This window comes from Luteolibacter rhizosphaerae, assembly GCF_025950095.1.
GTDB classification, from domain to species: Bacteria; Verrucomicrobiota; Verrucomicrobiia; order Verrucomicrobiales; family Akkermansiaceae; genus Haloferula; species Haloferula rhizosphaerae.
Window position 1 is genome coordinate 109,616 of the sequence record NZ_JAPDDR010000005.1, and the last position, 24,351, is coordinate 133,966.

Consider the following 24,351-nt stretch of genomic DNA (forward strand, 5'->3'; position numbering starts at 1 on the left):
CTACTTCGGACCGGCATCCCGCTGGATCGATACTTCCACTTCGGCGGCGGGTTTGGCTTGGTAAGGGTAGGGGAGCTTCAGCGGATCATTCCATTCGAATCCCCCGACCGAATTGAAGCGGAAGCCGGTGTTATCATCCGCCATCGGGCCGGGCTTCTTGCCGAGGCTCAGGGAGTCGACGACACGGGTGATGCCGCCGCGGTTGTTTTCCTTCGAGTCGTCCGCGTGGGAGTTGCTCACCGCTACCTTGCAATCCCGGTAGACGCAGCCCTCAACCAAAGTGGCGGCACCGCAGACCGAGATGGTGGCGGTGCCGACGTGTTCGACGAGGTTGTTGAAGAAATGGAGATTCCCGTGTCTGAGCCGGGGTGCGCGTGAAGATAGCTCCTTGAACCAACAATCGTGAATGGTGACATTCAAGTGGCCCTTGTCCTGAGCCCTGGCGTTCTCCGATGAGGAGTTCCCGATCAGCATGCCCTTCTTCTGTGTCTGCCCGCCGCCGGATAAAATACAGTGCGAGATGGTCACCAAGTCCGAGCCGTGGATGATGTCGAGTTGCCCATCGTAGACCTTGCCGAAATCGCAGTGGTCCACCCACACGCGTCGCGAGCCCTTTTTCCCGGCGGAGCTGATGCGGATGTAGTCCCAGCCCATTTCATCGTATTCGCCGGATGGATCTTCTTCCCAAAGGTCGCGGAAGCGGAGGTTGCGGATGATGAGGTTCTCCACGCCCTTCAGCTCGATGGTCCCGCCGCGCAAGGTGGCCCCGCCGGGAGGACCTTCCAAGGTGGTGTGCGAACGCGGGCGAATAACGCCCACCTTCGTCAGGACCTTGCCCGACTTCTCGTTCGCCAGCTCACCGAGATCGATATCTCCGGACAGCCGGATCACCCGTGGTGTGGAGTCTCTCCGCTCTTTCGGTTGATCCAAGCGCTCGACAGCGCTCCGTAGCTCCTCCGCGGTCTTCACCAGCACGGGCTTTCGATCTCCACCTCCGTCCGTGCCGCCATCCAGGGATGCGAATCCGAGCGGACCCGCGTGGAGCAGCGTGATCATCAGAAAGAAGGGAACGAGAATGCGCACCGGGATAATCTGTTAGAGGGTTCCGCCCGCGCGTGTCGAGTCGATCTGCTCCAGACGCAGGTAATCGTAGAGAAGTCCCTGATGCCATACGCGGCCTTCGAGCCGGAGTTCGAGGACATTGCCGGTCTTTTTCAGGACCTCGGCCGGGATCCTGAAGCTCAGTTCCGTGAGCAGGCCGCGGTGACCGTCCCGGTGCATTACTCCATTCTCATGCAAGCGGCCGCTGTCGCCGATCGCTTGGCCGTTGGCGGTGATGACGAGCTTGTCATTCTCACGATGGCCGCAGAGCGCGATCCGCAAGCGATGGTCGACCGCGTCCTTGAGATCGAAGCGGACTCTCCATGTCGAGGCTCCGAGCACCTTGCCTTTGTCATCGAGCTCAAGAGGCTGGCAGAGGTTCCAATCCTTTTTCCAATCGCTCTTGCCTATGGTGAAATCGACGCCTCGCGGGAACTCTTTCCGATACTGGAGATGATGGCCCCAGAGCCAATAGCGGTCACCGTTGCGGAACTCCGCCGCACTGCGGTCCGGGATGCCGATCTCCCACGCCACGGGGCCCGATCTCTCCACCTGCCATGCGAGATCACCGAGTCTCATGGCCTTGCCGGGCTCGACCCGCACTTGCTCCTTGCTGAACTCGCCGAGTATTCCATCGGCAAAAGCGTGAAGCGTGTAGGTCCCGGGCCGGACCGAGGCGATCCGGAAGCTGCCATCTGCTGCGGCCCTAGCCCAATACTGGTAATGTTTGCCATTGCGTTGCCAGCTTACCTTCTCCCTGCCGGAACGTGATCTTACTTCGTAGTCGGGAGCCGTAAGCCCCACCCACATTGTGCCCGGCTTGTTGGCGGCGAGCGGGTCTTTCAGGGTCAGCTTGCCCGTTACCGCGACGCGTTCCTTCGCCGCATAGAGCGGGCTATCCACCCAGGGATAGGGCCATTGCTTGATCTCGGTGACAGCAGTTCGCATCGCGTCGCGCCACATGCCGAGGGCGTTGTCGCCTTGGTTGGTGTGCAGCAGGAAGGGGCCGACGAGCATCGACCAATCCTCGCCCTTCGCGACACTCAGCGAAGTTCCGCCGTAATGGCTGCCGTGCCACATGTTCAGCAGCACGGGGCGACCGCCGGGATTCACGTCGAGATGTCCCGTGAGTTCCGGCTTGGTCGGTCCTCCGGCGATGTATTCGAGCGAGGGGTTTACCATCCACAGCCCGATCTTCCTTTCCGAGGACGACCAGCCGTAGGCCGGAGAATCGGAGAAGAGGGCGGAGTAGCCATACTTGTGCTCCACCTCTCCCTTGTGAATGCCGCTGGTGAGGAGGCGGGCTTCTTTCAGATTCGCCTCCGTGCCGCGGTCCCAGTCCTGACCCGTTGGCATCTGGCGCGAGCGGGGGGCATCCACCGTGAACCAATCGAAGACCTGCGGATCCGGCTTCACCACGTAACGTGCCTCCCCGATGCCGAAGCCGGGTAGCTCCGCGGGATGCTCGAAGATGCCGTAGATGTAGACGCCTTCGGCAGACTCGGTGAGGGCGTAGCGGAAGGAAACATGCGCGGGCAGGGTGCCCGGGGCTCCATCGTAGAGGCAATCGATGGCGACTTCTCCCACCGCTCCGCCTGTCAGGGTGATCCTGCCGCCGCCGGATCCCGGGGAGCCTTGGATCCGGCCCTTGTCGGAGCCGCCGCTGAAGGACCAGTAGCCCGTCCCGCCACGGATCAGCTCCAGATCACCGCGTTTGAGCGAGACCAAGGTCGCCTTCGCTTTGTCGACCCGGGCCGAGATCTTTCCGTTTCGGAGGAGGAAGGTCTTTCCTTCGTCGCGCACTTCGACCGCCGCCCGGGCGAGAGGGGTGAGAGCGAGACTCAGAGAGGCAAGGAATCGAAAGTAAAACGCTGGTTTCAATAGAATCGGAAGCGGGGTGCCGGTCGAAAACTACGTTGGAACCAAGCCTGTAGCCACTCCCCGTTGGGGTTAGGGCCCTCCACCCGGCCGGTCCGGGCGGCCTGTCCGCATCCGGTCTTGCGCCTACCCCCCGGACCCGCCATTGATCCGCCCGACATGATGCACGACCCGGACCAGCACGCCTCCCTCGGGGCGATGTATTCCGACTATTTCCTCGATTACGCCTCCTACGTCATCCTTGAGCGCGCGGTGCCGCACCTCAATGACGGCCTGAAGCCGGTCCAGCGCCGTATCCTGCACTCCATGAAGGAGTTGGACGACGGGCGCTACAACAAGGTGGCGAATGTGGTGGGGAATACGATGAAGTATCACCCCCACGGCGATACCTCGATCGGCGACGCGATGGTCCAGCTCGGGCAGAAGGAACTGCTGATTGATACGCAGGGAAACTGGGGCAACACCCTGACCGGTGACGGTGCCGCGGCACCCCGATACATCGAGGCGCGGCTCACGAAGTTCGCCCTCGACATCACTTTCAATCCGAAGACCACCGAGTGGACTCCGTCCTATGATGGCCGGAACAAGGAGCCGGTGACCTTCCCGGTGAAGTTCCCGCTCCTGCTCGCCCAAGGGGTGGAGGGGATCGCGGTGGGTCTTGCGTGCAAGATGCTGCCGCACAACTTCATCGAGCTGATCGACGCCTCGATCGCGGTGCTGCGGAAGGCCCCCTTCGAACTGCTCCCCGACTTCCCGACAGGCGGGATCATGGATGCGAGCGAATATCGGGACGGCCTGCGGGGTGGGCGCGTGCGGGTCCGGGCGCGGATCTCCACGGAGAAGAAGGGCATCCTGCGCATCACGGAGATCCCCTTCGGGACCACGACGGGTGCCTTGATGGACTCGATCGTGGCGGCGGCGGACAAGGGTAAGATCAAGATCGCGAAGATCGAAGACAACACCGCCGCACACGTGGACATTCTCGTCCATCTGCCCGCCGGTGTGGATGCGGAGAACCTGCGTTCGGCGCTTTATGCCTTCACGGATTGCGAGCTGAGCATCTCCTCGAACGCCTGCGTCATCGCGGATGACAAGCCTCAGTTCCTCGGGGTGTCCGAGATCCTGCGGCGCAATACCGAGCAGACCCGCGACCTGTTGCGGCAAGAGCTGGAGATCCGCTTGGCCGAGCTGGCCGAGAAGTGGCACTTCAGTTCGCTGGAGAAGATCTTCATCGAGAACCGCATCTACCGCGACATCGAAGAACAGACGACCTGGGAAGGCGTGATCGGCGCGATCGACAAGGGCTTGAAGCCCTTCAAGAAGCTGCTCAAGCGCGAGGTGACCGAGGAGGACATCGTCCGCCTTACCGAAATCAAGATCAAGCGGATCTCCAAGTTCGACTCCTTCAAGGCCGACGAGGAGATCCGGGGGCTGGAGAATGACATCGCGGAAACCGAGAAGAACCTCAAGCAGCTCACCAAATACACCATCCGCTGGTTCGAGGACCTGAAGAAAAAGTATGGCAAGGGCCGTGAGCGGAAGACGGAGATCTCTTCTTTTGATCGCGTGGATCGCAGCCAGGTGATCCTCGCCACCGAGACACTCTATCTCGACGAGAAGAACGGCTTCGCTGGCTACGGGCTCAAGAAGGAGACGCCTGTCGAGAAGTGCTCCACGCTCGATGACGTGATCATCTTCGGGCAGGACAGCAAGATGCGGATCGTGAAGGTGGCGGAGAAGTTCTTCGTGGGCCCGCGTCCGATGCGTGTGGCGATCTGGAAGAAGGATGAGGACCTGATCTATTCGCTGATTTATCGGGACGGAAAGGAAGGTGCCATCCTCGCCAAGCGTTTCCGGGTCGGCGGGATCACCCGTGACAAGGACTACGAACTGACCAAGGGCACGCCCGGGAGCCGGATCTTCTATTTCGCCGTTCATCGCAGCGAGGCGGAGAGCTCCGAACAGGTATTGATCGTGCACATCAAGCCGGCCCTGCGCCTGCGGAATGTGAGCCGACCCTTCAACTTCGGCGAGGTGCCGATCAAGGGCCGCAGCAGCGGCGGGAACATCGTGACCAAGCTGCCGATCGACCGGATCGTGCGCGCGCCGAAGGACTACGATCCCGAGGCCGAGGCTTGAGCCCGGCTGGACGGAGACGGTCATTCGCATTGCTATTCAGTGCCTCATGATCTTGATCTGAGGCATGGAAGAAGCAAACGCGGCGGCGATGGATGGCAGCAGTCCCGCCGGACTTTTCACCACCCGGTCCCGTCCGTGGGCGGCGGTGGTGCTGGCGTCGCTGATGATCCTGATCATCGGCAGCATCGATTTCCAGGTCCAGGCGCCGCTTAGCATTACGATTTTCTACCTCCTGCCGGTGCTGCTGGTCAGCCGGCACGCGGGGTTCCTGGCGACCGTGATCTGTGCCTTGGCCGCGACCCTGATGTCACTGGTGGCGAACTATTCTTCGGACTATCGGGACGGAGCACCTTGGGTTCCCTACGGGAACGCCGCGCTGCGTCTGGGAGTGATGTCCCTGATGATCTGGCTGGTGCGTTCCCTGCGCGCCTTGAACGACTCGCTCGACCAACGTGTGCGGGATCGGACCTCCCGTTTGCAGGCTGAAGTGAAGGCGCGCCTGAAGCTGGAGAACCGCATCATTGAGGCCCGCGAATCCGAGCAGGCGCGAATCGGGCAGGATCTTCACGACGGGCTTTGCCAGCATTTGGTAGCCACCGCGTTCTCGGCGGGGATGCTGCAACGAAAGCTGCAGGAAAGCGGGACACCCGGTGCGGATGACGCGGGGGAGATCGTGTCGATGATCGACGAGTCGATCACGCAGGCGCGCGACCTGGCGAAGGGCCTTTATCCGGTTCCGCTGGAGGAAGAGGGGCTTGAGACCGCACTCCGCGCCTTGGCTGCCAACACCGAAAAACGCACCGGTGTGAAGTGCGTGGTGACCGGTGACGGGCCGCCCTCGCAGCTGCCGATCGAGGTCGCGATCCATCTCTACCGGATTGCCCAGGAAGCCTTGAACAACGCGCTCAAACATGCCGAGGCGGAGCGGATCGAGATACGCTTGGAGTCCAGCCGGGAGAGCTTCGATTTGATGGTGGAAGATGACGGCCGCGGCATCAATGCCGACGAGTCGAATGGGGGAGGTATGGGACTGCATATCATGGAGTACCGGGCGCGCGCCATCGAGGCCGCGCTCTCGGTCTCGAAAGGAAAGACTGGCGGAACCCGCATCCGCTGTGTTTCAACCGGCCAGCCCGAGTCCGATGAGTGAGTCCCCCAACCGCACCCGAATCGTCCTTGTCGATGACCATCCGATGGTCCGCGAGCGCCTTGCCGAAGTCATCAACCGCGAGGACGACATGGTCGTCTGTGGCGAGGCGGAAGACCGAGGCAGCGCCCTCGACGTGATCGGGCGGGAGCTGCCGGACCTCGCGATCGTGGATTTGACGCTGAAGCGTTCCAATGGCCTCGACCTGATCAAGGACCTGCACGTGATGCACCCGAAGCTGCTGCTGCTGGTGCTCTCGATGCAGGACGAAACCCTTTATGCGGAGCGGGTGATCCGGGCCGGTGCGCATGGCTACATCACCAAGCAGGAGGCCACCCGGAAGATCCTGAACGCCATCCGCGAGGTTCTGGGCGGGAAGGTTTTCCTGAGCCCGGAGATTTCCGCGGACATCCTTTCCCGGATGCTCGGCAAGTCCAAGGGCGCGATTCGTTCGCTTGAGGTTCTTTCCGACCGCGAGTTGCAGGTGTTCGATCTGGTGGGGCAGGGATTCGGGACCCGTCAGATCGCAGAGCAGCTCGGCCTGGACGTGAAAACGGTGGAAACCTACCGCTCCCGGATCAAGGAGAAGCTGGAGATCCGGGATGCCTCCGAACTCCTGCGGAAGGCGATCGCGTGGAAGCACGATCATCCCAACGAGTAAGACCAGACTTTGTAGGGTTATGCCTTACAAGGTGATCAGGGATATCATGGCGGGGAATCATGGGCTGAGCTGATAGACCGATTTCCCATTTCAAGGCACCCTCCTTGCTAACGCATCGGAGGGTTCATCCATGGTGTAATACCCGGGGGGGGACGACTCACGGGTGAGCTCCTCCCGATGCCCCATCTTTCCTGTATCCGTCCTCCTACGGTTACCGGCAAGTCCCCCCCAGCCCCCATCCCCCCAGATGAATTTCACCCCACCCCTTGGCGGAGCTCCGGCTCCGGCCCGGCGCCCGTTCTGGCAGATCGCTGCGGACGCTTTCGATTCGAGCTGCCTCGTGACCGACGATGGCAAGAAGCTGAGCAAGGCGGAACTGCAGGCGCATGTGGATGCCATCAAGGCCCACCTGAACTTCCCGCGGAAGGCTCTCGGATTCGTGCTGTGCCGGAACGACCTGCCTTCGCTCGCGGCTTATCTGGCCTGCTTGCAGAAAGGGCACGCGGTGCTGCTGCTGCCACATGACATGGAGGCGAGCTTGCTCGATCCACTTGCGGAGGCCTACCAGCCGGACTTCGTGTGGTCCCCGCGCAGCGAGGGGCACGCCGGATTCATGCCGAACGGCCTGTTGATGGATGGACATCGCCTGCACCGCCTCAAGCGGAACGCCGATCATCCCCCGATCCATCCGGAACTCGCGTTGCTACTTTCGACCTCCGGCTCGACCGGGAATCCGAAGCTGGTGCGCCTGTCCTATGCGAACTTGCAGGCAAACGCCGCTTCCATCGCCGACTATCTGGGACTCGGCGCGGACGAGCGGCCGATCACCTCGCTGCCGATGCACTACTCCTACGGGCTATCGGTGATCAACAGCCACCTCTTCGCGGATGCGACGATCCTGCTGACCGGGCGAAAGATCCGCTCGCAGGAGTTCTGGAGTCATTTCAATGAGCACGGTGCCACTTCCATGTCGGGAGTGCCCTATGTGTATCAGATGCTCTCTGAACTCGGCTTTGAAAACATGGAGCTGCCCACGCTACGGACCCTGACCCAGGCCGGGGGACACCTCGATGTGAAGCTACAGGAGCACTTCATGAAGTGGTCCCGCGAGCGCAACGTCCGCTACTACACGATGTATGGCCAGACCGAGGCCACCGCGCGCATCGCGTATGTCCCGCCGGACCGAGCCGACGATTGCCGTGGCTCGATCGGTGTTCCGATCCCGGGAGGCAAGATCGATATCGTGGATGGCGAGCTGGTCTATAGCGGCGCGAACGTGATGCTGGGCTACGCCGAGAGCCGTGCGGATCTGGCCAAAGGCGATGAACTGGGCGGGCGCCTGCACACCGGGGATATCGCGAGAATCGACGAGAACGGCTTCTGCTACATCGTCGGGCGCAAGAAGCGCTTCATCAAGATCATGGGGCTGCGGATCAACTGCGACGACGTGGAGCGCCAGCTTTCGAGCGAGTTCGGGCAGCGGTGCGTGGTGATCGGCACCGATTCCCACATGACCGTGGCGACCGATGCTTCCGGCCCGGAAGAAGCGATTATCGAGTTTATCCGCCGTACCTACCACATCAAGGGCAGCCTCTGCTCGGTCAGGGTAGTGGCGGAGCTTCCGCTGCTTTCCAATGGAAAGGTCGACTACTGCGAGCTCAAGCGGATGATCGAACAAGAAGGGGCCGACTGCCCCCGTTCGGGCGGGCTTTTCCCGATTCCTTCCGCTGCAGACGCGCTGCAAGCGCTGCGCGATCGCGGCAATGGCGCCGCGCTTCACCGTCCGGCCGGAGCCGCCTGAGCCAATCAAACTGTTCCCCCGATCCTTTCCCATGCACATGCAAGTTTCCGAGGTCCCGGCGAGCTCCGTCACAACGGCGCCGGCACCCGCACCCGCGAAGAGCCCTTCCAAGCGCTACTTCCATCTCGATGCCCTGAAGGGCGTCATGATCCTCTGGGGTATCCCCGTTCATGCCAGTACCGTCGGCACTTCCGCGTTTTTTGACAAAGTGGCGGAGATCTCGGGATGGGTGCGGATGGAGGCCTTCTTCATCATTTCCGGGTTGCTCTCCTATATGCTGATCAAGCGTTACGGGGCGAAGCCGATCATGAAGCGGCGCCTGACTGCGGTGGGCATTCCCTTGCTGAGCGTGCTGGTCCTGCTCAACCCGCTGACGAACTACCTGATCCTCAAGTATCATAATGCCGCCACGGCTCCGTCATTCCCCGACTTCATGATGGGACGGATTCCGGAAGGCATGCACGGCACGTGGAACTGGCACCTGCATATTTGGTTCCTGGGCGTGCTGCTCTGCCTGGCGGCAATCTTCTCGACGACGGCCATGCGCTGGATGGACGCGACGGTGAACTTCCTGCGTCCGAAGCTGAGCAAGCTACCGGACGGAGCGCTGCTTCTCACAGCCGCCTGCGTGGTGGGTGCCGCCGCCCTGACGGCCCGCGTGGGCTATGAGGCGGCGGTGAAGCCTAACGTCTCGGAGTCCTTCCATTTCCCGCTGCGGGCGATCGGCTACTATGCCGGCTTCTATTGCTTCGGCATGCTGATGTTTGCCTCGCCGCGTTTGCTAGCCACATTCCATCGCTTCAACTGGATCCAGATCGTGGCGTCCGCGCTGCTGCTCTGGGGTGCCCAGACGATCCAGCCGCAGCTCCCGAACAAGGTCGGCGAGGTGGTGCGCCTGCTGGCGGAAGTCTACTTTGCGCTGATGTTCGCGAGCGTGCTCTTCGCTTCCTTCGAGAAGTTCTTCTCGAAGCCGACGCCGGTGATGAAGTTCATCGCGGAGTCCGCCTTCACGGTTTACCTCTTCCACTACCTGGCGATCTACCTCTGCGCCTTCGCGATCCGGCCTTATGTCGGTGACCAATTCACGCTGGGCCTGCTGGTGACGCTCACCACCACCGTGGTGACCATGCTGGGCTATGAGTTTTTCATCTGCCGCTCGCCGGTGTTCCGGGCGCTTTTCCTCGGGAAGTTCTCGAAGCAGCCCGAGCCAACCAAGGAGGGCGGGGCACCCCAAGCGGTGGCCAGCGTGCAGAGCGGGTCCTGAAAATCCCGAACATCCTCTGGTTTTGGCAAAGGCCGCGGATCGAATCCGCGGCCTTTTTGGGTTGGCTCCGGAGGAGTTGGCGGGCTTGTCTGGCGGCCACGGATGCGAGCCGGTTCCGCCATACTGCCCCTTTACGGCTTCACGATCTTCTTGGGAGCCGCGCTGCTGTTCCTGCTGCAACTCGTCTTCGCACGTCTGGCGTTGCCGTTGCTGGGGGGCGCGCCTGCGGTTTGGAACACCGCGATGGTCTTCTACCAAGCCGTGCTGCTGGCGGGATACGGATATGCGCACTGGATGGGTATGCGGCCCGCCTCGTGGAATCGAATCGTCGTGCATGGCGTTGTGATGCTGTTGCCCCTGGTCCTGCTGCCCTTCGCGATTCCCGGCGGGTGGCTTTCGCCTGCGGGGAGTTCGCCGGTGGTCTGGCTGCTGGGCCTGCTTGCGATCGCGGTGGGCGGGCCTTTCTTCGCCGTATCCACCACCGGTCCTCTCCTGCAGAAGTGGTTCGCCAGCACGGGTCATTCCGCGGCCAAGGACCCGTACTTTCTCTATGCCGCGAGCAACGCGGGCAGTTTGCTTGGATTGCTGGCTTACCCGTTCCTGATCGAACCCCACACAAGCCTGAGAATCCAGTCACAGGCCTGGATGCTGGGTTTTACCTTGTTAGGTGTGCTTTCAATTCTCTGCGCTTTCATCGCGCGAAAGCAAGGGACGGACCCCGCGGTGTCCGTGTCGTCAGGGGGAGAAGTCGTTCCCACGCTAGCCAGACGTTTGCGGTGGGTTGCTTACGGTGCCGTGCCATCCAGCCTGATGCTGAGCGTGACAGCTCACATCTCGAGCGAGATCGCCGCCGTGCCGCTACTGTGGGTCATCCCGCTCGCATTCTATTTGGCGACATTCATCATCGCGTTCTCGCGGAAGGCATTCCTTCCCTCGGGCTGGGTCGTGCGCATGCTGGCTCTTGCGATGACCACGGTGGTGATGACGATGGCAATGGGTGCCACCACGCCGATGCCCTTGCTAGTCGCGCTCCATCTCATCTGCTTCTTCCTCGCCGCGCTGGCCTGTCACGGTTTGCTTGCCGCGGACCGGCCCGCGCCACGATTTCTCACCGGATTCTATCTTTGGATGTCATTCGGCGGAGTTGTCGGTGGGGCTTTCACCGCGCTGATCGCGCCGCTGCTGCTTACTTCGACCGCGGAGTATCCGCTCATGCTGGTCGCGGCGATCCTGCTGGTGTTTCCCAAGCTTGAGACGCGGCCGAAGTTTCTGCTCATGGCGCTCCTGCCCGGCCTCCTTGCCGCCGGGGTGAGCTTTACCGGGGCGGGCGAAGGTAATCCTTCTCTCCGGCAGTTGCTGGTGTTCGGCATTCCGGCGTTGCTATGCTTCACGCTTTCGCGGGACCGCTATCGCTATGCCGTCGCCATCGCGGGAGTTCTGCTTGCGGCTCATTTGCTTCCTGCCCGCGGCATGTCGCTGGTGCACGCGACGCGCAGTTTCTTCGGCATTCATCGGGTGACGAGCGATTCAAAGAACGGGTTTCACTACCTTTTCCACGGCAAGACGGTGCACGGGATCCAGAACCGGAAGGAAGTGGAACGGCGCACACCACTGGGCTACTATCATCCATCCGGGCCTTTGGGCGATGTCTTTGCGGAACGGGGTGATAATCCTGTTGCCGCGGTAGGCTTGGGGGCAGGGGCGGTAGCAGCCTACGGCAGACCCGGGCAGGAGATGCATTTCTACGAGATCGATCCCGCGGTGAAGGAGATCGCTTTGAATCCCGCCTATTTTACCTACCTGAGCGATTCCCCCGCACGGATCATAGTGACTATCGGTGATGCCCGCCTGAAACTGAACGATGCTCCGGACGGACATTTCCAGCTCATCGTGATGGACGCGTATGGCTCCGACTCCGTGCCGGTGCATCTGCTGACCCGGGAGGCGATGGCGCTCTATCTGCGGAAACTGGCTCCGGACGGGGCGATCGCCTTCCACATCTCGAACCTGCACCTCGACTTGAGGCCGGTCATCGCGAATCTGGCGGCGGATGCCGGGCTGGCCTGCGTCTTCCGTGAAGATGCGGACTTCCCCGAGGAGGAGCAGGTCAAGGGGCGCTGGCCCTCGCGCTGGGCCGTGATGGCAAGGGAGACCGGCGACTTGGGTGAAGCGGGGAAGTCCCCGCTATGGTCGCCGCTGGAGCCGAGCCCGGGCCTGAAGGTCTGGACGGACGACCACTCGAGCATCCTGCCGCTGCTCGACCTGCGTTTGCGCTAAAGGGCATTTCCACTCTTTCGCCGCGCGATTCGGGTGTTAGACTTCGCGGGTGTTTCGCATCCGACGACTCCGATCCATCCTCTTCTGGCGGCGCATGAGCCGCCGCTGGGTGCATCATCGTCATACGGACAATGCCGCCGCGCTGGCCTTCTATGCCCTGATCTCCCTGCCGCCGCTGCTGCTCATCGGTGTGACCGTGGCAGGTCTGGTGCTGGGTGAGAAGGCGGCCCATGGCGAGCTGGAAAAGCAGCTCACGGCGGTACTGGGAAGTGAACTCGCCCAGACCATCGAGAACATCATTCAGAGCGCACGAATCGCGCCACGGTCGCAGCCTTTTGCCTTCGTCGTGGCCATGGTAACGCTGGCCTACGCGGGATCCCATGTGCTTTCAAAGCTCCGCAAAACCCTGAACGTGGTGAACGAGGCCGCGCCTGCGGATCCTTCCCGCCCATGGCTACGGCGTTTCGGGGCCCGGATGCTCTGTGCCGGTCTGATCCTCTCCTTCGGCATCCTACTGGTGGTGGCCACGGCCGCGCAGGGATTCGCTTCCTACGTGGCCTCCTACATGGATGCGCCGTGGCTGGCGGATCTGGATCTGTTGCAACGCTTCGGCTGGGTCTCCACCTATCTCCTGCTCACCATCGCCTTCGCCCTGATCATGAAGGTGCTGCCGCGCCGGCGCCCGCAGTGGAAGTATGCTTTTGTCGGAGCTGCCTTTGCTGCGGTGACGACAGGCTCGCTAAAGAGCGTGCTCGATGTCTACCTGCGCCACACCTTCTGGGGCTCCTTCATCGGTGGCGGCCTGAATCTGCTGCTATTCCTCTTCTGGCTTTTCGTTTCGATCCAAGCTTTCCTTGCGGGAGCGGAGATCGCCGCCTGGCTCGGGCGAACCAAGCGGCGAAAGGAGTCTCAGCGCGAGGGAATTTCGCGGGCGGCCATCAAGTAGGCCCGCGCCGGGCTAGCTTGATTGAGCAGCATGACTTCCTCCATCGGTCCCGGGCGGCGGCGGTCCCAGCGGTGGGGATAGCGGCCGTTTTCATCCCGCATCTTCTCACGCAGGTGGACCAGGCAACGGCTCACGGTTTCATGCCAGTGCGGGTTCTTATCGCGGTCCTCAAGCTCCAGCAGCGCCTCTAACAAGAGGTGCGCGAAGCGCCCGCTATCCGAGATGGCACCGGTCGGATGGATCCAAAGCTTCTCGGCCGAGGTGGCGATCCGCTTTGCCTCATCCAGATACTTGGCTTCGTCCGTGATCTCGTGAAGGAGACAGTTGGCCCGGATCATGAGGGCTGAATTGTAGGTGAATTTCCGGCGGTCGACCCGGCCATTGAGACGGATGTTATCCCAGAATAGCCCGTCCTCGTCCTGCAGCGTCTTGTTTGTCCATGCGTAGATCCGTTTTGCCGTTTCCAGATACTTCTCGTCCTTGGTGAGCTGATACAACCTCAGGGCAGAGACGATGGTCGGAGCATTGGTGCAGGTATTCTTGGAGCTCTTCTCCACCTCGCGCCAATAAAGACCTCCGCCGAGCTTGTCGTCCTCGCCGCTCATCACGAAGCGGAAGGTGGCTTCGGAGCGATCGAGATACTTCTTCTCCTTGGTGAGCTCGTGGACTTCGGCCAGAGCCAGCACGAGCCACGCATTGTCGTCGTAATAGCGGTCGGATGATTTCGGTCCTGGCTGCACGTCGAAGCCCTCGATGCCGTCATGCTTCCACCAGTAGACTTGGATGGCATCCGCATACTCTTGCATGGGGCTGAGATACTTCTCCGGTTCCAAGCTCGCGGCAGCGGCCATGGCAGAGAGCTGCACGCCCACACCCCACATGAAGGCCGGATGATCCTGCTTGTTCTGGGCCACATTCGCCTTCTCGGCGTAGAGCTTTTTGTCGGGGAGCCAGAGATCCTTCTGCAGCACTTCCATGGCCTCTTTCCCCCAGTCCTTGAAGGGTGGGGTAGGGACCTTATCCGGGTCGGCCTGAGCGATCGCGGGGCTCAGGGCGAGGATGGCGAATGCGCGCCGGAATTGGCCCGCAGAAAGCGTTTGAAGGAGCATGGCAGCGGATTCGTAGCAAAACGCCCGAATCTTGCGCCAGATCAACGTTTCTCAAGAATCATGACGAAACCGCCGCCGGGTTCCATGCTTACCGCGACCCGGTCGCCGGGCTTCACGGCGCCTTGTCCGATCACCAGCTTGGTTTTGGATTCGTGTGAGTCGGAGTAACTCGTTTGTTTCCAGTCTCCGGATCCGATAAAGTCGAGAGCGAGGGGATATTCTTTCCGTGAGTCGGTCCCGTTGATCACGGCAATCCACCATTGGCCGCCCGAGCGGCGGGCAAGCGCGGCGATTTCGCCAATCTTGCTCCCCGGCAGGACGCGGAGTTCGTCCCAGATCACCGGCTTAGTGCGAATGAAAGTCTGAATCTCCTCAGGCTGGGCCAAGTAAGATTTCGCGCTATCCGCCCAGTGGTTCAAAGGCGAGTTGTAGGCCACCGCGGTGGCCATCTGGGATCCGGCGGTGGTCTTGCCCATCGGGCCGCTGCGGAAGGCCATCGGGGTGAAGTCCGCAGGACCCGTGACGAGGCGGGTGAAGGGTAGGGCTGCGAGATGGTAGCGGGCGATATTGCCGCCCTGCTCCATCCCGTAAATCGCCTCGCGGGTCATCCAGTGCGGGTAGGTGCGTTCCTCTCCTGCGGGTTTGTTGGCGCCATGGAAGTTGATGAGGATCTTGTGCCTTGCTCCGATCTCGAGACAGGACTTGAAGAAGGCGAGGCGCTCCTGGCTCTCGCTATCCATGAAGTCGATCTTCACGCCGACGGCACCGGCCTCCGATACCTTCCTGAAAAACTCCTCACGGTTGGTTGGTTCGCGAAGGCGCTCCCAGTGCTCCCAGACCATGATCTTCACCTTCTTGGTCGCGGCGTAGTCGCAGACCTCCTTGAGCCCTGCCCACTCGTCCTTGCCATTGCGGTGCCAGCCCATCTTCGGCTCCCGCCACGGGTCATCGATGGTGTAGTATTCGCAGCCCAGTTTCGCCGCGTCGTCCACGAAGCCCCTGATACGATCCCATTGCGCGGTGTCCCACTGGCCGAAGCCCCAAGTCCAGAAGGCACGGCCGGGTTTGATCCAATCCGTCTTCGCTCCTTGCGGGAATAGCCCGGGGTCCGGGACGGGGGCGACGTTGTAAACGATGCTCTGGTTGACCAGGTCGGTCAGGTCCTTCGCGGCGATGACGATGCGCCAAGGGCTGGTGATTTCTCCCTCCACCGTCCAGCCCTTCGGGTCGTCTTCGAAGATGGCGCTGAGGATCCGCCCGCGCGGTCCGAGAGTCATGCCGCTGTAGCCGAACATGTCCGCCTCGGTGATGCAGGCGTATCCGCCGCCGGGCAACTCGACGGTCACCGGCATGGTGATCTGCCGTGTCGGGGCATTGTTCTCCGTCGTGAAGCGCAGGTAATTCGCTTCGTAGTTGCCGGTATTATGATGACTCCAGTAGGTGGCCCCTTCCGGCAGCAGGAAGGAAGTGGCTTCCCCGTTTACCTTGCGAGGGCCGCTGCCGGGCACGATGTAACGCCACGCGATGCCATCATTGTAGGCCCGGAGGTCGAGGAGCCAGGTCCCGGGAAAGCCCTCCGATTTAAGGCGGACCTTCAAGCCCTTGAAGTGGTCGCGCAGGGTCCGTGTATTGCCGATCCAAGGATAGGTGCTGTCGCCAGTGTACTCGTCCATGCCGACGATCTTAGCCTTCTTACCGACTTCGTGTCCTCCCACGGTGAGGCCGATCAGAGAGGGAAGGAGGATGGGGCGCTTCGCGAGCGTTGCTTGGAGCATGAGTTGATCGCCTTCCAGCACGCCCGCCGCCACCTGGCCGTCAGGACTTGCGAGAGCTTGATTGAGCGCCAGCAAGGGTAGGCGGTCGTTGACCGAGGTGTGATGAGGTAGCTCCATCACCCAGCGAGGCGACATCAAGGGAGGCTTGCCGCCGTGAACGAACTTCGCCTCCGCCCAGTCCGCGTGGTCGTAGTTCTTGCCATCGCCGCCGTCCGTGACGCGGAGCTCGATCACCTTCTTACCGCTGAGATCGACGTCGATCTTCCTGGCGGCTTCGCCTTTGCGGATGACTCCGGTATCGTGGACCACTTGGTTGTCAGCCACCACTTGGAAGGCGACGGAACCGGGGCCGCTGGCGGAATCGGCGATGCCGACGGATGCTTGGAAGCGGAGCGGGCCTGCTGCTTCATTCAGGAAGTAAGCTTGGCTCGGGGCGTGGGTGCCGATACCCCGGGTGTAAGTGGTTTCTCCGATCTTCAGCGGCTCCTGTTTGAGCGAGCGATTCTTCTGCGCGCTGCCGAAGCCGGTGACGATCTCGCTCACATCGTAGTCATCGAGCCATGCGATTTTCTCTTGGGCAGAGGCACTAAGAAGCGAGGCGAGGACGTAGGGTAGGATGAAGCGGGTTGCGAGAGTCATCGGGAAGAGAACATCGAGTATTCACGATCCGGCAGCATGGCACATCCCCCGATGGAGTGAAGGTCTGGAAGTGTCTTCAGCCCGGCCGGATCTCGGCGATGGCGCGGTCCTTCGCGAAGAATTCGTTCACGAGGACCTGAATCTCCTCCGCGGTGACCGCTTGCCAGATGGCGAGGGCTTCGGCGGGAGTGATGATGCGGTTGTATTGCAGCAGGCTATCGCCCGCCCATGAGGCGTGGGAGCCGGTGCTTTCCATGGCCATCTTGCTCTGACTGGCGGCGAGGCGTTTGGCGCGGGCGAGCTCCTCAGGGCGAGGGCCATTTTTGGCGAGATCTTCGAGCTCGCGTTCGATGCAGCCGAGGGCCTCGGCGCGTCCCTTCGGGGAGAGGCCGGTGTGGATCTCGAAAGAGCCGACCTCATCGAAGAAGCTGGCATCGCAAGAGACATGGTAGCAGAGGCCGCGCTTCTCACGCAGTTCTTGGAAGAGACGGGAGCCCGCGCTCTCACCAAGAATCATGGAGAGCAGGCGGAAGGCATGGCGGCGTTCGTCGAAGCGGCCGGGAGTGCGCCATGCCAGCGCGAGCTGGAGTTGATCGGTATCGCGCTCGTCGATCACGTGCCCGGGCTTCGGCAGCTCCTGCACGGGAGTCGTGGCCACGACGTCCTTCGACTGCGGTAGGTGGGCGGTCAGAATCTCGGCAACGGCGGATGCGGCAAAGGGCCCAGCGACGGCGATCACGGTATCCTTGCGGAAATGGTGGCGATCGCGGAAGGCGGTGAGCTCCGTCTTCTTGATGGCGGCGATGCTTTCCTCGCTGCCAGAGACGGACTCGCCCAGCGGATGCGGGTTCCACAGGGCGGCGGAGATCAGATCGCCGATGTGGTCGCCCGGGGACTCGCGATACATCACGATTTCCTCCGCGATGACCTCGCGCTCGAGCTTGATCTCCTTTGCGGGGAAGACGGCGTTCCAGACGATGTCCGCGGTGATATCCGCCAGCAGCGGCAGCGACTCGGCATCGCCGCGGGCTTCGTAGACGACTTGGTCCTCGGTGGTGCAGGCATTCAGCGAACCGCCGACATCCTCGACCTCCAGGCTGATGGCGCGGGCATCGCGACGGGCCGTGCCTTTGAAGACCATGTGCTCCACGAAGTGGGCGGTGCCGGCGAGACCGGGGAGGTCATCGCGGCTGCCGGCAGGAACATGGATCGAGAAGGCGGCGCACTCGCTCTGGGGCAAGGTGGCGACGGCCAGGCGGAAGCCGGATGGCAGCTCGAGCGACTCGTAGGTGGCCGGATTCATTTCAGGAGTGCCTCGGCCAATTCGATGTCCGCGGGCACGGTGATTTTCAGATTGGGGGAAGGGGAGGCGATCAGCTTCACCGGGATGCCGATGGTCTCCACGGCGGAGACTTCGTCGGTAACCACGAGCTCGCGCTTGCTGACTTCCGCATAGGCCTCGCGCAAAAGGTCGGAGCGGAAGATCTGCGGGGTCTCCATGAACCAGAGATTCTCGCGGCTGACGCTCTCGCGTGAAAAGGCATCCGCATCCGAGCGCTTGATCGTCTCCGTGACCTGGCGGGCGAGGGTGGCGGCACCGTGCTCACGGGCGGCGAGGATGCAGGCGGCGATGGTCTCCGGCTTCACCAAGGGGCGCGCACCATCGTGAACGGCCACGAGCTCCTCCATGACGAGGGACAGGCCGTTCTCGACCGAGTTCTGCCGTTCCTTACCGCCATCCATGCGCAGCAGCGGTTTCGGGAAATCACTGCCGAGGCTGGCGAAGCGATCCTCCGGAGCGACGACGATGACGCGGGTGATGCCCTCCGTGGCCATGAAGGCATCCACGCTGCGGCGCAGCACGGAGCTGCCGCGGATCTCCGCCGCGAGCTTGTCGAAGCCCATGCGGCGGCTGCTGCCAGCGGCGACGATGATGGCGGCGCAGCGCATCTCAGGACAGGCGCTTGGCAACTTCCTGCGAGAGGGTCTTGCCGTCGGCGCGGCCTGCGGTGCGCTCTTGGGCGAGCTTCATGACCTTGCCCATATCGGCCTTCGAGGATGCGCCGGTCTCGGCGATGGCGGCTTCGATGATAGCGGCGATCTCTTCCGCGGAGAGATTGGCGGGCAGATACTTCTCCAGCACGGCGACTTCCGCTTCCTCGTTCGCGGCGAGCTCGGTGCGGCCGGCATTGGTGAACTGGGTGATGGAATCCTGGCGCTGCTTGATCTGCTTGCGGATCAGGGCGGTGACTTCGGTATCGTCGAGCGGGGTGCCGAGGCCGCCCTTTTCGATCGAGGCATTGGTCATGGCGGTCTTGAGGGCGCGGATTACGGCGAGGGCGACGGTGTCCTTCGCCTTCATCGCGGCTTTCAGGTCTTCGGGGATACGGCTGGCGAGGTCACTCATAGGGAGGACTTGGTAGCCGGGGGCGGCCCGGCGGGAAAGTGGAATCCTTGCCCGCCGGGGACGGAAAGCAGTGGCCCATCGGGCGGGGTGACGCTATGGCAGGCGCATGGCCCGCGTTTCCATCGGTTCCCGTGTGTATTTGTCTTCGGTCGGGCTGGTCCTGGCCGCGGCGGGAGGGCTGTTTTTTGCCCTGATGTGGAGGAGCTTCCAGCGGGCCCGGGCGGTGGAACACTGGCCGGTGGTGCCTTGCATGATCCTGAGTTCCGGGGAAGAAGAGCGGCAAGTGGACCCGAACAGCGGGGTGGAGCGCCGTTTCGCGGTTCTCTTCGGTTACGAATGGAAGGGGCAGCCGTATGAAAGCGATCTGGTGCGGCTGCGGGGCAGCGGCTGGAGCAGCAAGGAGGACGTGGTGGAGGCCTACGTGGCGAAGTATCCCGAGGGCTCGCGGCAGGAGTGCCATGTGAACCCGGAGGACCCGGGGAAGGCGGTGCTGGAGAAGGAATCGAAGGCACCGGGCTACTCCCTGTGGTTTCCCGGGATCTTCGTGGTCGGTGGTTTGGGTATGGTGGTGGGAGCCTGGCGGAATTACTCGGCCAAGGAATCCAAGTCTCGCCAGGCCTCGACTTGAGCTGGGGTCCAGTCGCTCATGTCCGGCGCTTGGGAGAGGCCGGATTCCTTCCAAGCATCGTAGCTGGCGACGATGAGCTTGGCCTGATCCGCCGGGGGGCGGGTGGCGATCCATTGCATGGTCCCGGTGCTGTTCTTCAGGATGCCGCCTTGGGCGATCGCGGCGATGCCTTTCGTTCCCTCCTCTTGGGCGTCGAGCCAAGCGGCGGCCTCGACCGGCGAGATGGCGGCCCATTCCCGAGCAAGGGTGTAGATCTGGGACTGACGTCCGATGCCGGTGAGGTTCGTAAGGAGTGCGGCGGCGGCCTCCTCCCGATCGCCGGACGGGGTCTTGCTCCAATCCTTGGCCTTGGCGGCGAAGGCGCTGAAGTTGTCGCTCATCAGAAGATTCGCGTGAGGGGATTTGGAGAAGCCCACGGGATCCAATTCCTTCCAACGTTCGAGCAGAGACCAGGCGATCATCTGGTCCCCCTGAACGATGCCAGGCTTTAGTTGGTCGAGTCCTTTGCAGGCTTGCAGGGCTTGCTGGACCTTTTCCACAGAGTCGATCTGCTCGACCAGCTTGTAGTCGGAAGTGCTCCAGCCGCCGGATCGGTTGCGGAGATCGAGGGCGAGGTCGGGTCTTTCCTTGAGGAGCCAGCCGCTGGCTTGGCTGAGCTCCGAGTAGTCGAGAAAGGGGATATCGCTTGCAGCGGCCTTGCGGTCTTGCGCGATCTCGTCGGACATGTCCTTGCGCGGTGAATCGAGAGTCCAGAGGTAAAAGCCCTGCGGGTCATTCCATGCCCAGCTCGGACCGATTTCGCGGAAGGCGGCGTACCACATGCCTTGCTTGTAGAACTTGGCCCAGCCCCAACGCATTGCGGCCTCACCATCGGCCTCGGCCCAGCGGATGAGGAGGGTGCGACAGGCGAGCGTGAGTCCGTTACTATCGGTGAGCGGGATGCCCTCCAAGGCGGCTTCGATCTCAGCGGCAGGGATCTTGCCGAGGCGGATGGCGGCTTCGATGCGAGCTTCGTCGCTCCCGGCTGAAGCGATGGCTGCTAGAGCGGAGGACAAGCTTGCCTCCGTCCATTGTTCGCGCGCGGCGATCGGGGGCGGAGTAGCCACCGTGACCTGGGTGCGGCTGCTGGATCTGATGAGAGCTGGCCAGACGAGTGCTCCGGCGGCAGCGCCACAGAAGAAGATCGAAAGCGTGCGGATGCCGGGCTTCATGGGCTCTCTCCCTCGATGAGGTTACGGAACTCCGCGGCCAGATCCTGAGGAAGCCGCGGGTGGGACAGGCTGGCGATGGCCGCATCGCGGTCATTGCCTAGCATGCGGAGGAATGCGCCTCGGCAGATGCTGCCCCGCAATTCGGGATCGACGATCCGGGAGGCCCGGAGAATTCCGATAAGCTCGAAGCGCTCGTCTCCGACCTTGCCATTGATGCTGACATCGCGGCGGGCCCTCGCGGCGAGCAAGGGATCGAGGTCGATCTGCTCCTGTTGCCGGTGGAGCCAGTCCATCAGTTCGTGGTGGTCGAGGATGCCGACAAGAACTCCACCCATCGATTGCAGGATCTCTTCTCGGGACAGTCCTGCATCAAGTCCGGCTTGCATGGCGGCGGCTTCGCGCCCGACGAGCGCTCGCCGGGCGGCAAATCCTTCCACCCATCGGCGGTGATGACTTGATGGGGCGGCTCGCTATCCGGTGCCTCCTCCAGCAGGCCGGCATGAGGCGAACGTGCAAAGTCATCCGGGTCGAGCTTCTGCCAGCGCTTGAGCAGCTGGCGCACGAGGTCACCGTCGTCGTTCTTTTTGATCTCCACCTTCTGAAAAGCCAGCAGGGCTTCGCGGATGCCTTCCGGTGAATCGATATTCATGGCCAGGTTGTCGTGGCTCCATTGGCTGCCTTTCGCGACCATCAGGTTGTAGGCCAGACCCGGCTCTTCCTTGACCAGTGCCCGGGTCGCCTTGTCGATGTCGCCGGATTCAAGCTTCGGCGCACCGGTGCGCAACGCTTCTTCCAGCGACAGGCTGTCAGAACCGGGCTTGTATCCTTTCATTTGTTCCAGGGTCCATGCGCAGAGCCCGGCAGGATCGTGCCAAGCCCATGAGGCGGCGATCTCCTTGAATGCGTAGCTCCAGAGTCCCTCTCCGCGCAGTTGCATCCAGGACCATTGGGCCGCCGCGGCGCCGTCCATCGATGCCCATTGGATCAAGAGCATCTTGCCCGCGCGCGTGAGCTCCCTCCCTTCAAAAAGCGGCACGGAGTCGAAGGCAGCGGGGAATGCCTCGATCGGTAGATCGGCAAGCTGTTCCGTGGCGTGCAGGCTGGCTTGGTTCGAGGTCGCCGTGTTGATCTCGACGATGATGGCTGCGATACGCTTGGCATCCGGGGCGGGACGCGCGGATTCCACCGGCTCCTGTGCGGGAGCTTCGATCTGCCGTTGCGGCCAGAGGAGGCACCAAGTGCCGGCCGTGATCAGGCAAGACGCGGCGAAAGAGGTCAGGGAGAGGATCTTTGCATTCATGGCGCGGAGGAGGAGATGATTCGGGTGAATTCAGCCTTCAGATCCTCCGGGAGATCCGGTTGCGAAAGGTATTCCCCGGCCCGTCCGGGTGACCCGGCGATCATGAGTCGGAAGCCTGCGCGACAGAGCTTCATGCGAAGCTCGGGATCCTGAAGACGGGTGGCCCAAAGTAGCAATCCCCCTTCGGAGGGTGTCATGAAGCTCGGGGGAAAGTTGTCCCGCTGCATGCCAGAGATCTTTGCCAGCAAGATCGGGTCCGCGTCGAACTCACCGCGGTGCAGATCCAGCCACTCCAATGCGGTCTTGCCTTCTTCCTTCATGACGATGGCAATACCGATTTGTTGCAGGATCTCGCTGCGGGAGAGACCGGCTTCCAGCCCCGCCGTCATCGCATCGGCCTCGCCCTGGGCCGTATTATCCACCGTTTCGAAGCTCATGCTTTCGCCGCCGGGTGTCTGCACGCGGCTCACTTGCTTGCTGTATTTGCCGATGCGATGGAGGGTGGCCTCGAAGCGTTCGCGTGCATCCATCGCGGCAAGCATCGTCTCCACGTATTCCGGCTCGTTTTGGGCGAGGGTTTGCCATAGCTTCACCTTCAATTGCCCTGCCAAGACGGGATCCGGCAGGCGGGAGAACTCGCGATAGAGTTCGAGCAAGCGGTCTGGTCCGATGTTCATGTAGGCGCTCGCATGCACGGAGTCACCGGTCATGGCCCTCATGCAGGCATTCACCGTTTTCTGATCCGGGAGAGTCCGGAGGTAAGCGAAGGCCTCCGCCGCGGAACGGTCCCGCAGCAGGACATCCGAGATATCGATGGCAAAGTAGGTGCGGAGATCCCCCGAGAAGGTGGAATTCTTCATCGTCGGCTGCTCCCAATTCTCACCGAGCCAACGGGCAAGCGCGTCCAAGTCCCGGTTCCCCCAGCTATGGAGGAGGAAGCGGACCATGTCGGTGGATCCGAAACCCGGTGGCTTCAGCTCGGAATCGAACTTCAGGGCGAAGGCCGCGGCGGCACCGGGATCGCTCTCCAGCCAGCGCTTGAGGAGCGGAAGATAGCAGGCGTTCTGTTCCGCCAAGGTCAGCCGCTTGTTCGCCTCGGCGATGAAGCCGGGGATCTCATCGAAGGTGATGCTGTCTAACAGGGCGCTCAAACGCAGCGTCGTCATCGCATGGTCAGGCCCTGCCTTGATACGCTTGATCCGGCTGATCAGGTCGATCGGCGCGGAATCTTCAACCCGGCGCAGGTCAGTGCGCGAGCCATTCCCGGCAGTTCGAGGGGCAGCTTGTCCATCGTGAGAGGAAGACCCACTACGGCTGGCGACCAAGGTGGCCGCGGCGACGAGCGAGGTGAGCAGAGCGCCGCCGATGAAAGGCCTGAGGATCGATGTGATTCCCGAGCCTGATCCGACGGCGATGGACTCCATCGCCCGGGAAGAGATCTGCGAAATGACCGCGGGTGGCAGCGGCGCGCTGCCGAAGCCGGTCATGGTGCTGCCGAGCGCGGCGCTGCCCACGTTGACGCCGCGGAGTTTCAGCAAGCCGATGAGCCGCTCGAGGGCCCGGTCCACCCGCTTGCGGGCAGCTTCCTCCGTGGTGCCGAGCAAAGCTCCCACGTTCCGGAAATCCCGATCCTCGAAGTAGCGGAGGACGAGCGCATCCCGATCCTTGCCGGGCAGGGAGAACAGCGCGTCGTCGATTTCATCTGCGATCGCCTGGCGTTCCCTTGAGGAGGATTCGGAAGAGTTCATAGCTTGCACGGAGACGAGTTCACGATGCTTGCGACGGGCTTCAGCGCGCCGGTGGTTTGATGCCCGGCGGCAGGCTTGGCGATAAAGCCAGCCCGGGAGTGATGCCTCATCGAGCCCCTTCGCCTTCCGCGCCAAGAGCGTGAAGACTTCCTGGGTGACGTCCTCCGCCGCAGCCCGGTCTCCTCCGAGGAGCCGCAAGGCACTACCGTGAACGAGCGCCGAATGCAGGCGCACAAGTTCCCGGAAGGCGGTCTCCGAGTGGTCGCGCTGGTATCGCTGGAGTGTGGTGCCCGGTTTCTCGCTCATGTCACCATGGAAAC

General features: G+C 62.4%; 19 protein-coding genes. 8 read left to right on the forward strand and 11 right to left on the reverse strand.

Going from position 1 to position 24,351, the window contains the following annotated elements; all coding sequences use genetic code 11:
* Both OJ996_RS10730 and OJ996_RS10735 read right to left on the reverse strand, forming a co-directional pair.
* Positions 1–1,056 carry a pectate lyase family protein gene (locus OJ996_RS10730; RefSeq protein WP_264513559.1) on the reverse strand — a complete coding sequence of 352 codons (1,056 nt, stop codon included), beginning with the start codon at positions 1,054–1,056 and terminating at the stop codon, positions 1–3.
* A 39-nt stretch (positions 1,057–1,095) separates the two neighbouring features.
* Positions 1,096–2,982 carry a polysaccharide lyase family protein gene (locus tag OJ996_RS10735; RefSeq protein ID WP_264513560.1) on the reverse strand — a complete coding sequence of 629 codons (1,887 nt, stop codon included), beginning with the start codon at positions 2,980–2,982 and terminating at the stop codon, positions 1,096–1,098.
* A gap of 156 nt (positions 2,983–3,138) precedes the next feature.
* Here OJ996_RS10735 and OJ996_RS10740 point away from each other — a divergent pair, with 156 nt between their 5' ends.
* From OJ996_RS10740 to OJ996_RS10770, 7 genes are all read left to right on the forward strand, one after another.
* Positions 3,139–5,118, forward strand: coding sequence for a DNA gyrase/topoisomerase IV subunit A (locus OJ996_RS10740; protein ID WP_264513561.1), 1,980 nt, complete (start codon positions 3,139–3,141; stop codon positions 5,116–5,118).
* 64 nt (positions 5,119–5,182) lie between these two features.
* A complete protein-coding gene (locus tag OJ996_RS10745) occupies positions 5,183–6,268 on the forward strand; it encodes an ATP-binding protein (RefSeq protein WP_264513562.1) in 1,086 nt (361 codons plus the stop codon).
* Complete coding sequence (locus OJ996_RS10750) at positions 6,261–6,926, forward strand: response regulator (RefSeq protein ID WP_264513563.1); 666 nt, start codon at positions 6,261–6,263, stop codon at positions 6,924–6,926. Before OJ996_RS10745 ends, OJ996_RS10750 begins: the two co-directional genes overlap by 8 nt.
* Before the next feature lie 247 nt (positions 6,927–7,173).
* A complete protein-coding gene (locus OJ996_RS10755; RefSeq protein ID WP_264513564.1) occupies positions 7,174–8,727 on the forward strand; it encodes an AMP-binding protein in 1,554 nt (517 codons plus the stop codon).
* A 31-nt stretch (positions 8,728–8,758) separates the two neighbouring features.
* On the forward strand, positions 8,759–9,991 hold the full coding sequence (locus OJ996_RS10760) for an acyltransferase family protein (RefSeq protein WP_264513565.1): 1,233 nt from the start codon (positions 8,759–8,761) through the stop codon (positions 9,989–9,991).
* A gap of 102 nt (positions 9,992–10,093) precedes the next feature.
* Positions 10,094–12,268, forward strand: coding sequence for a fused MFS/spermidine synthase (locus OJ996_RS10765; RefSeq protein WP_264513566.1), 2,175 nt, complete (start codon positions 10,094–10,096; stop codon positions 12,266–12,268).
* 94 nt (positions 12,269–12,362) lie between these two features.
* Positions 12,363–13,214: a YihY/virulence factor BrkB family protein gene (locus OJ996_RS10770; RefSeq protein WP_264513567.1), complete on the forward strand. Its 852-nt coding sequence runs from the start codon at positions 12,363–12,365 to the stop codon at positions 13,212–13,214.
* On the opposite strand, the gene OJ996_RS10775 is transcribed toward OJ996_RS10770, so the two are convergent.
* The 5 genes from OJ996_RS10775 to OJ996_RS10795 form a co-directional block, all read right to left on the reverse strand.
* Entirely contained in the window at positions 13,178–14,323 is a 1,146-nt protein-coding gene (locus OJ996_RS10775) for a glycoside hydrolase family 76 protein (protein WP_264513568.1), read from the reverse strand. The two genes, OJ996_RS10770 and OJ996_RS10775, sit on opposite strands and share 37 nt — an antisense overlap.
* A 41-nt stretch (positions 14,324–14,364) precedes the next feature.
* On the reverse strand, positions 14,365–16,737 hold the full coding sequence (locus OJ996_RS10780) for a glycoside hydrolase family 97 N-terminal domain-containing protein (RefSeq protein ID WP_264513569.1): 2,373 nt from the start codon (positions 16,735–16,737) through the stop codon (positions 14,365–14,367).
* Between the two features lie 76 nt (positions 16,738–16,813).
* Positions 16,814–18,040 carry a M16 family metallopeptidase gene (locus OJ996_RS10785; protein WP_264513570.1) on the reverse strand — a complete coding sequence of 409 codons (1,227 nt, stop codon included), beginning with the start codon at positions 18,038–18,040 and terminating at the stop codon, positions 16,814–16,816.
* The gene (ispD, locus tag OJ996_RS10790) at positions 18,037–18,687 is read right to left on the reverse strand and encodes a 2-C-methyl-D-erythritol 4-phosphate cytidylyltransferase (protein WP_264513571.1); all 651 of its coding nucleotides are present in this window, start codon (positions 18,685–18,687) and stop codon (positions 18,037–18,039) included. Before ispD ends, OJ996_RS10785 begins: the two co-directional genes overlap by 4 nt.
* Position 18,688: 1 nt before the next feature.
* Positions 18,689–19,144 carry a GatB/YqeY domain-containing protein gene (locus tag OJ996_RS10795; protein ID WP_264513572.1) on the reverse strand — a complete coding sequence of 152 codons (456 nt, stop codon included), beginning with the start codon at positions 19,142–19,144 and terminating at the stop codon, positions 18,689–18,691.
* Between the two features lie 106 nt (positions 19,145–19,250).
* On the opposite strand from OJ996_RS10795, the gene OJ996_RS10800 reads away from it, so the two are divergent.
* A complete protein-coding gene (locus OJ996_RS10800) occupies positions 19,251–19,772 on the forward strand; it encodes a DUF3592 domain-containing protein (RefSeq protein WP_264513573.1) in 522 nt (173 codons plus the stop codon).
* Here OJ996_RS10800 and OJ996_RS10805 read toward each other — a convergent pair.
* Genes OJ996_RS10805 through OJ996_RS10820 form a run of 4 tightly spaced genes read right to left on the reverse strand, consistent with a single transcriptional unit; the run spans position 19,730 to position 24,337 of the window.
* Positions 19,730–20,983 carry a hypothetical protein gene (locus OJ996_RS10805; RefSeq protein ID WP_264513574.1) on the reverse strand — a complete coding sequence of 418 codons (1,254 nt, stop codon included), beginning with the start codon at positions 20,981–20,983 and terminating at the stop codon, positions 19,730–19,732. The two genes, OJ996_RS10800 and OJ996_RS10805, sit on opposite strands and share 43 nt — an antisense overlap.
* Positions 20,980–21,276: a hypothetical protein gene (locus OJ996_RS10810; RefSeq protein ID WP_264513575.1), complete on the reverse strand. Its 297-nt coding sequence runs from the start codon at positions 21,274–21,276 to the stop codon at positions 20,980–20,982. The genes OJ996_RS10805 and OJ996_RS10810 overlap by 4 nt, the downstream gene beginning before the upstream one ends.
* Positions 21,276–22,283: a hypothetical protein gene (locus tag OJ996_RS10815; RefSeq protein WP_264513576.1), complete on the reverse strand. Its 1,008-nt coding sequence runs from the start codon at positions 22,281–22,283 to the stop codon at positions 21,276–21,278. Before OJ996_RS10815 ends, OJ996_RS10810 begins: the two co-directional genes overlap by 1 nt.
* Positions 22,280–24,337 (reverse strand): RNA polymerase sigma factor, encoded by a 2,058-nt coding sequence (locus OJ996_RS10820; protein ID WP_264513577.1) that lies wholly within the window; start codon positions 24,335–24,337, stop codon positions 22,280–22,282. Before OJ996_RS10820 ends, OJ996_RS10815 begins: the two co-directional genes overlap by 4 nt.
* Positions 24,338–24,351 lie beyond the last annotated feature (14 nt).

What these genes read in the sequence shown, in the direction of transcription:
- OJ996_RS10775 (WP_264513568.1), bottom strand. Translation starts at nt 14,323, where the DNA reads ATGCTCCTTCAAACGCTTTCTGCGGGCCAATTCCGGCGCGCATTCGCC.
- OJ996_RS10800 (WP_264513573.1), top strand. Translation starts at nt 19,251, where the DNA reads ATGGCCCGCGTTTCCATCGGTTCCCGTGTGTATTTGTCTTCGGTCGGG.
- OJ996_RS10750 (WP_264513563.1), top strand. Translation starts at nt 6,261, where the DNA reads ATGAGTGAGTCCCCCAACCGCACCCGAATCGTCCTTGTCGATGACCAT.
- OJ996_RS10755 (WP_264513564.1), top strand. Translation starts at nt 7,174, where the DNA reads ATGAATTTCACCCCACCCCTTGGCGGAGCTCCGGCTCCGGCCCGGCGC.
- OJ996_RS10815 (WP_264513576.1), bottom strand. Translation starts at nt 22,283, where the DNA reads ATGAATGCAAAGATCCTCTCCCTGACCTCTTTCGCCGCGTCTTGCCTG.
- OJ996_RS10820 (WP_264513577.1), bottom strand. Translation starts at nt 24,337, where the DNA reads ATGAGCGAGAAACCGGGCACCACACTCCAGCGATACCAGCGCGACCAC.
- OJ996_RS10760 (WP_264513565.1), top strand. Translation starts at nt 8,759, where the DNA reads ATGCACATGCAAGTTTCCGAGGTCCCGGCGAGCTCCGTCACAACGGCG.
- OJ996_RS10810 (WP_264513575.1), bottom strand. Translation starts at nt 21,276, where the DNA reads ATGGACTGGCTCCACCGGCAACAGGAGCAGATCGACCTCGATCCCTTG.
- OJ996_RS10795 (WP_264513572.1), bottom strand. Translation starts at nt 19,144, where the DNA reads ATGAGTGACCTCGCCAGCCGTATCCCCGAAGACCTGAAAGCCGCGATG.
- OJ996_RS10745 (WP_264513562.1), top strand. Translation starts at nt 5,183, where the DNA reads ATGGAAGAAGCAAACGCGGCGGCGATGGATGGCAGCAGTCCCGCCGGA.
- OJ996_RS10765 (WP_264513566.1), top strand. Translation starts at nt 10,094, where the DNA reads ATGCGAGCCGGTTCCGCCATACTGCCCCTTTACGGCTTCACGATCTTC.
- OJ996_RS10730 (WP_264513559.1), bottom strand. Translation starts at nt 1,056, where the DNA reads ATGATCACGCTGCTCCACGCGGGTCCGCTCGGATTCGCATCCCTGGAT.
- OJ996_RS10805 (WP_264513574.1), bottom strand. Translation starts at nt 20,983, where the DNA reads ATGAAGCCCGGCATCCGCACGCTTTCGATCTTCTTCTGTGGCGCTGCC.
- OJ996_RS10770 (WP_264513567.1), top strand. Translation starts at nt 12,363, where the DNA reads ATGAGCCGCCGCTGGGTGCATCATCGTCATACGGACAATGCCGCCGCG.
- OJ996_RS10785 (WP_264513570.1), bottom strand. Translation starts at nt 18,040, where the DNA reads ATGAATCCGGCCACCTACGAGTCGCTCGAGCTGCCATCCGGCTTCCGC.
- ispD (WP_264513571.1), bottom strand. Translation starts at nt 18,687, where the DNA reads ATGCGCTGCGCCGCCATCATCGTCGCCGCTGGCAGCAGCCGCCGCATG.
- OJ996_RS10780 (WP_264513569.1), bottom strand. Translation starts at nt 16,737, where the DNA reads ATGACTCTCGCAACCCGCTTCATCCTACCCTACGTCCTCGCCTCGCTT.
- OJ996_RS10740 (WP_264513561.1), top strand. Translation starts at nt 3,139, where the DNA reads ATGATGCACGACCCGGACCAGCACGCCTCCCTCGGGGCGATGTATTCC.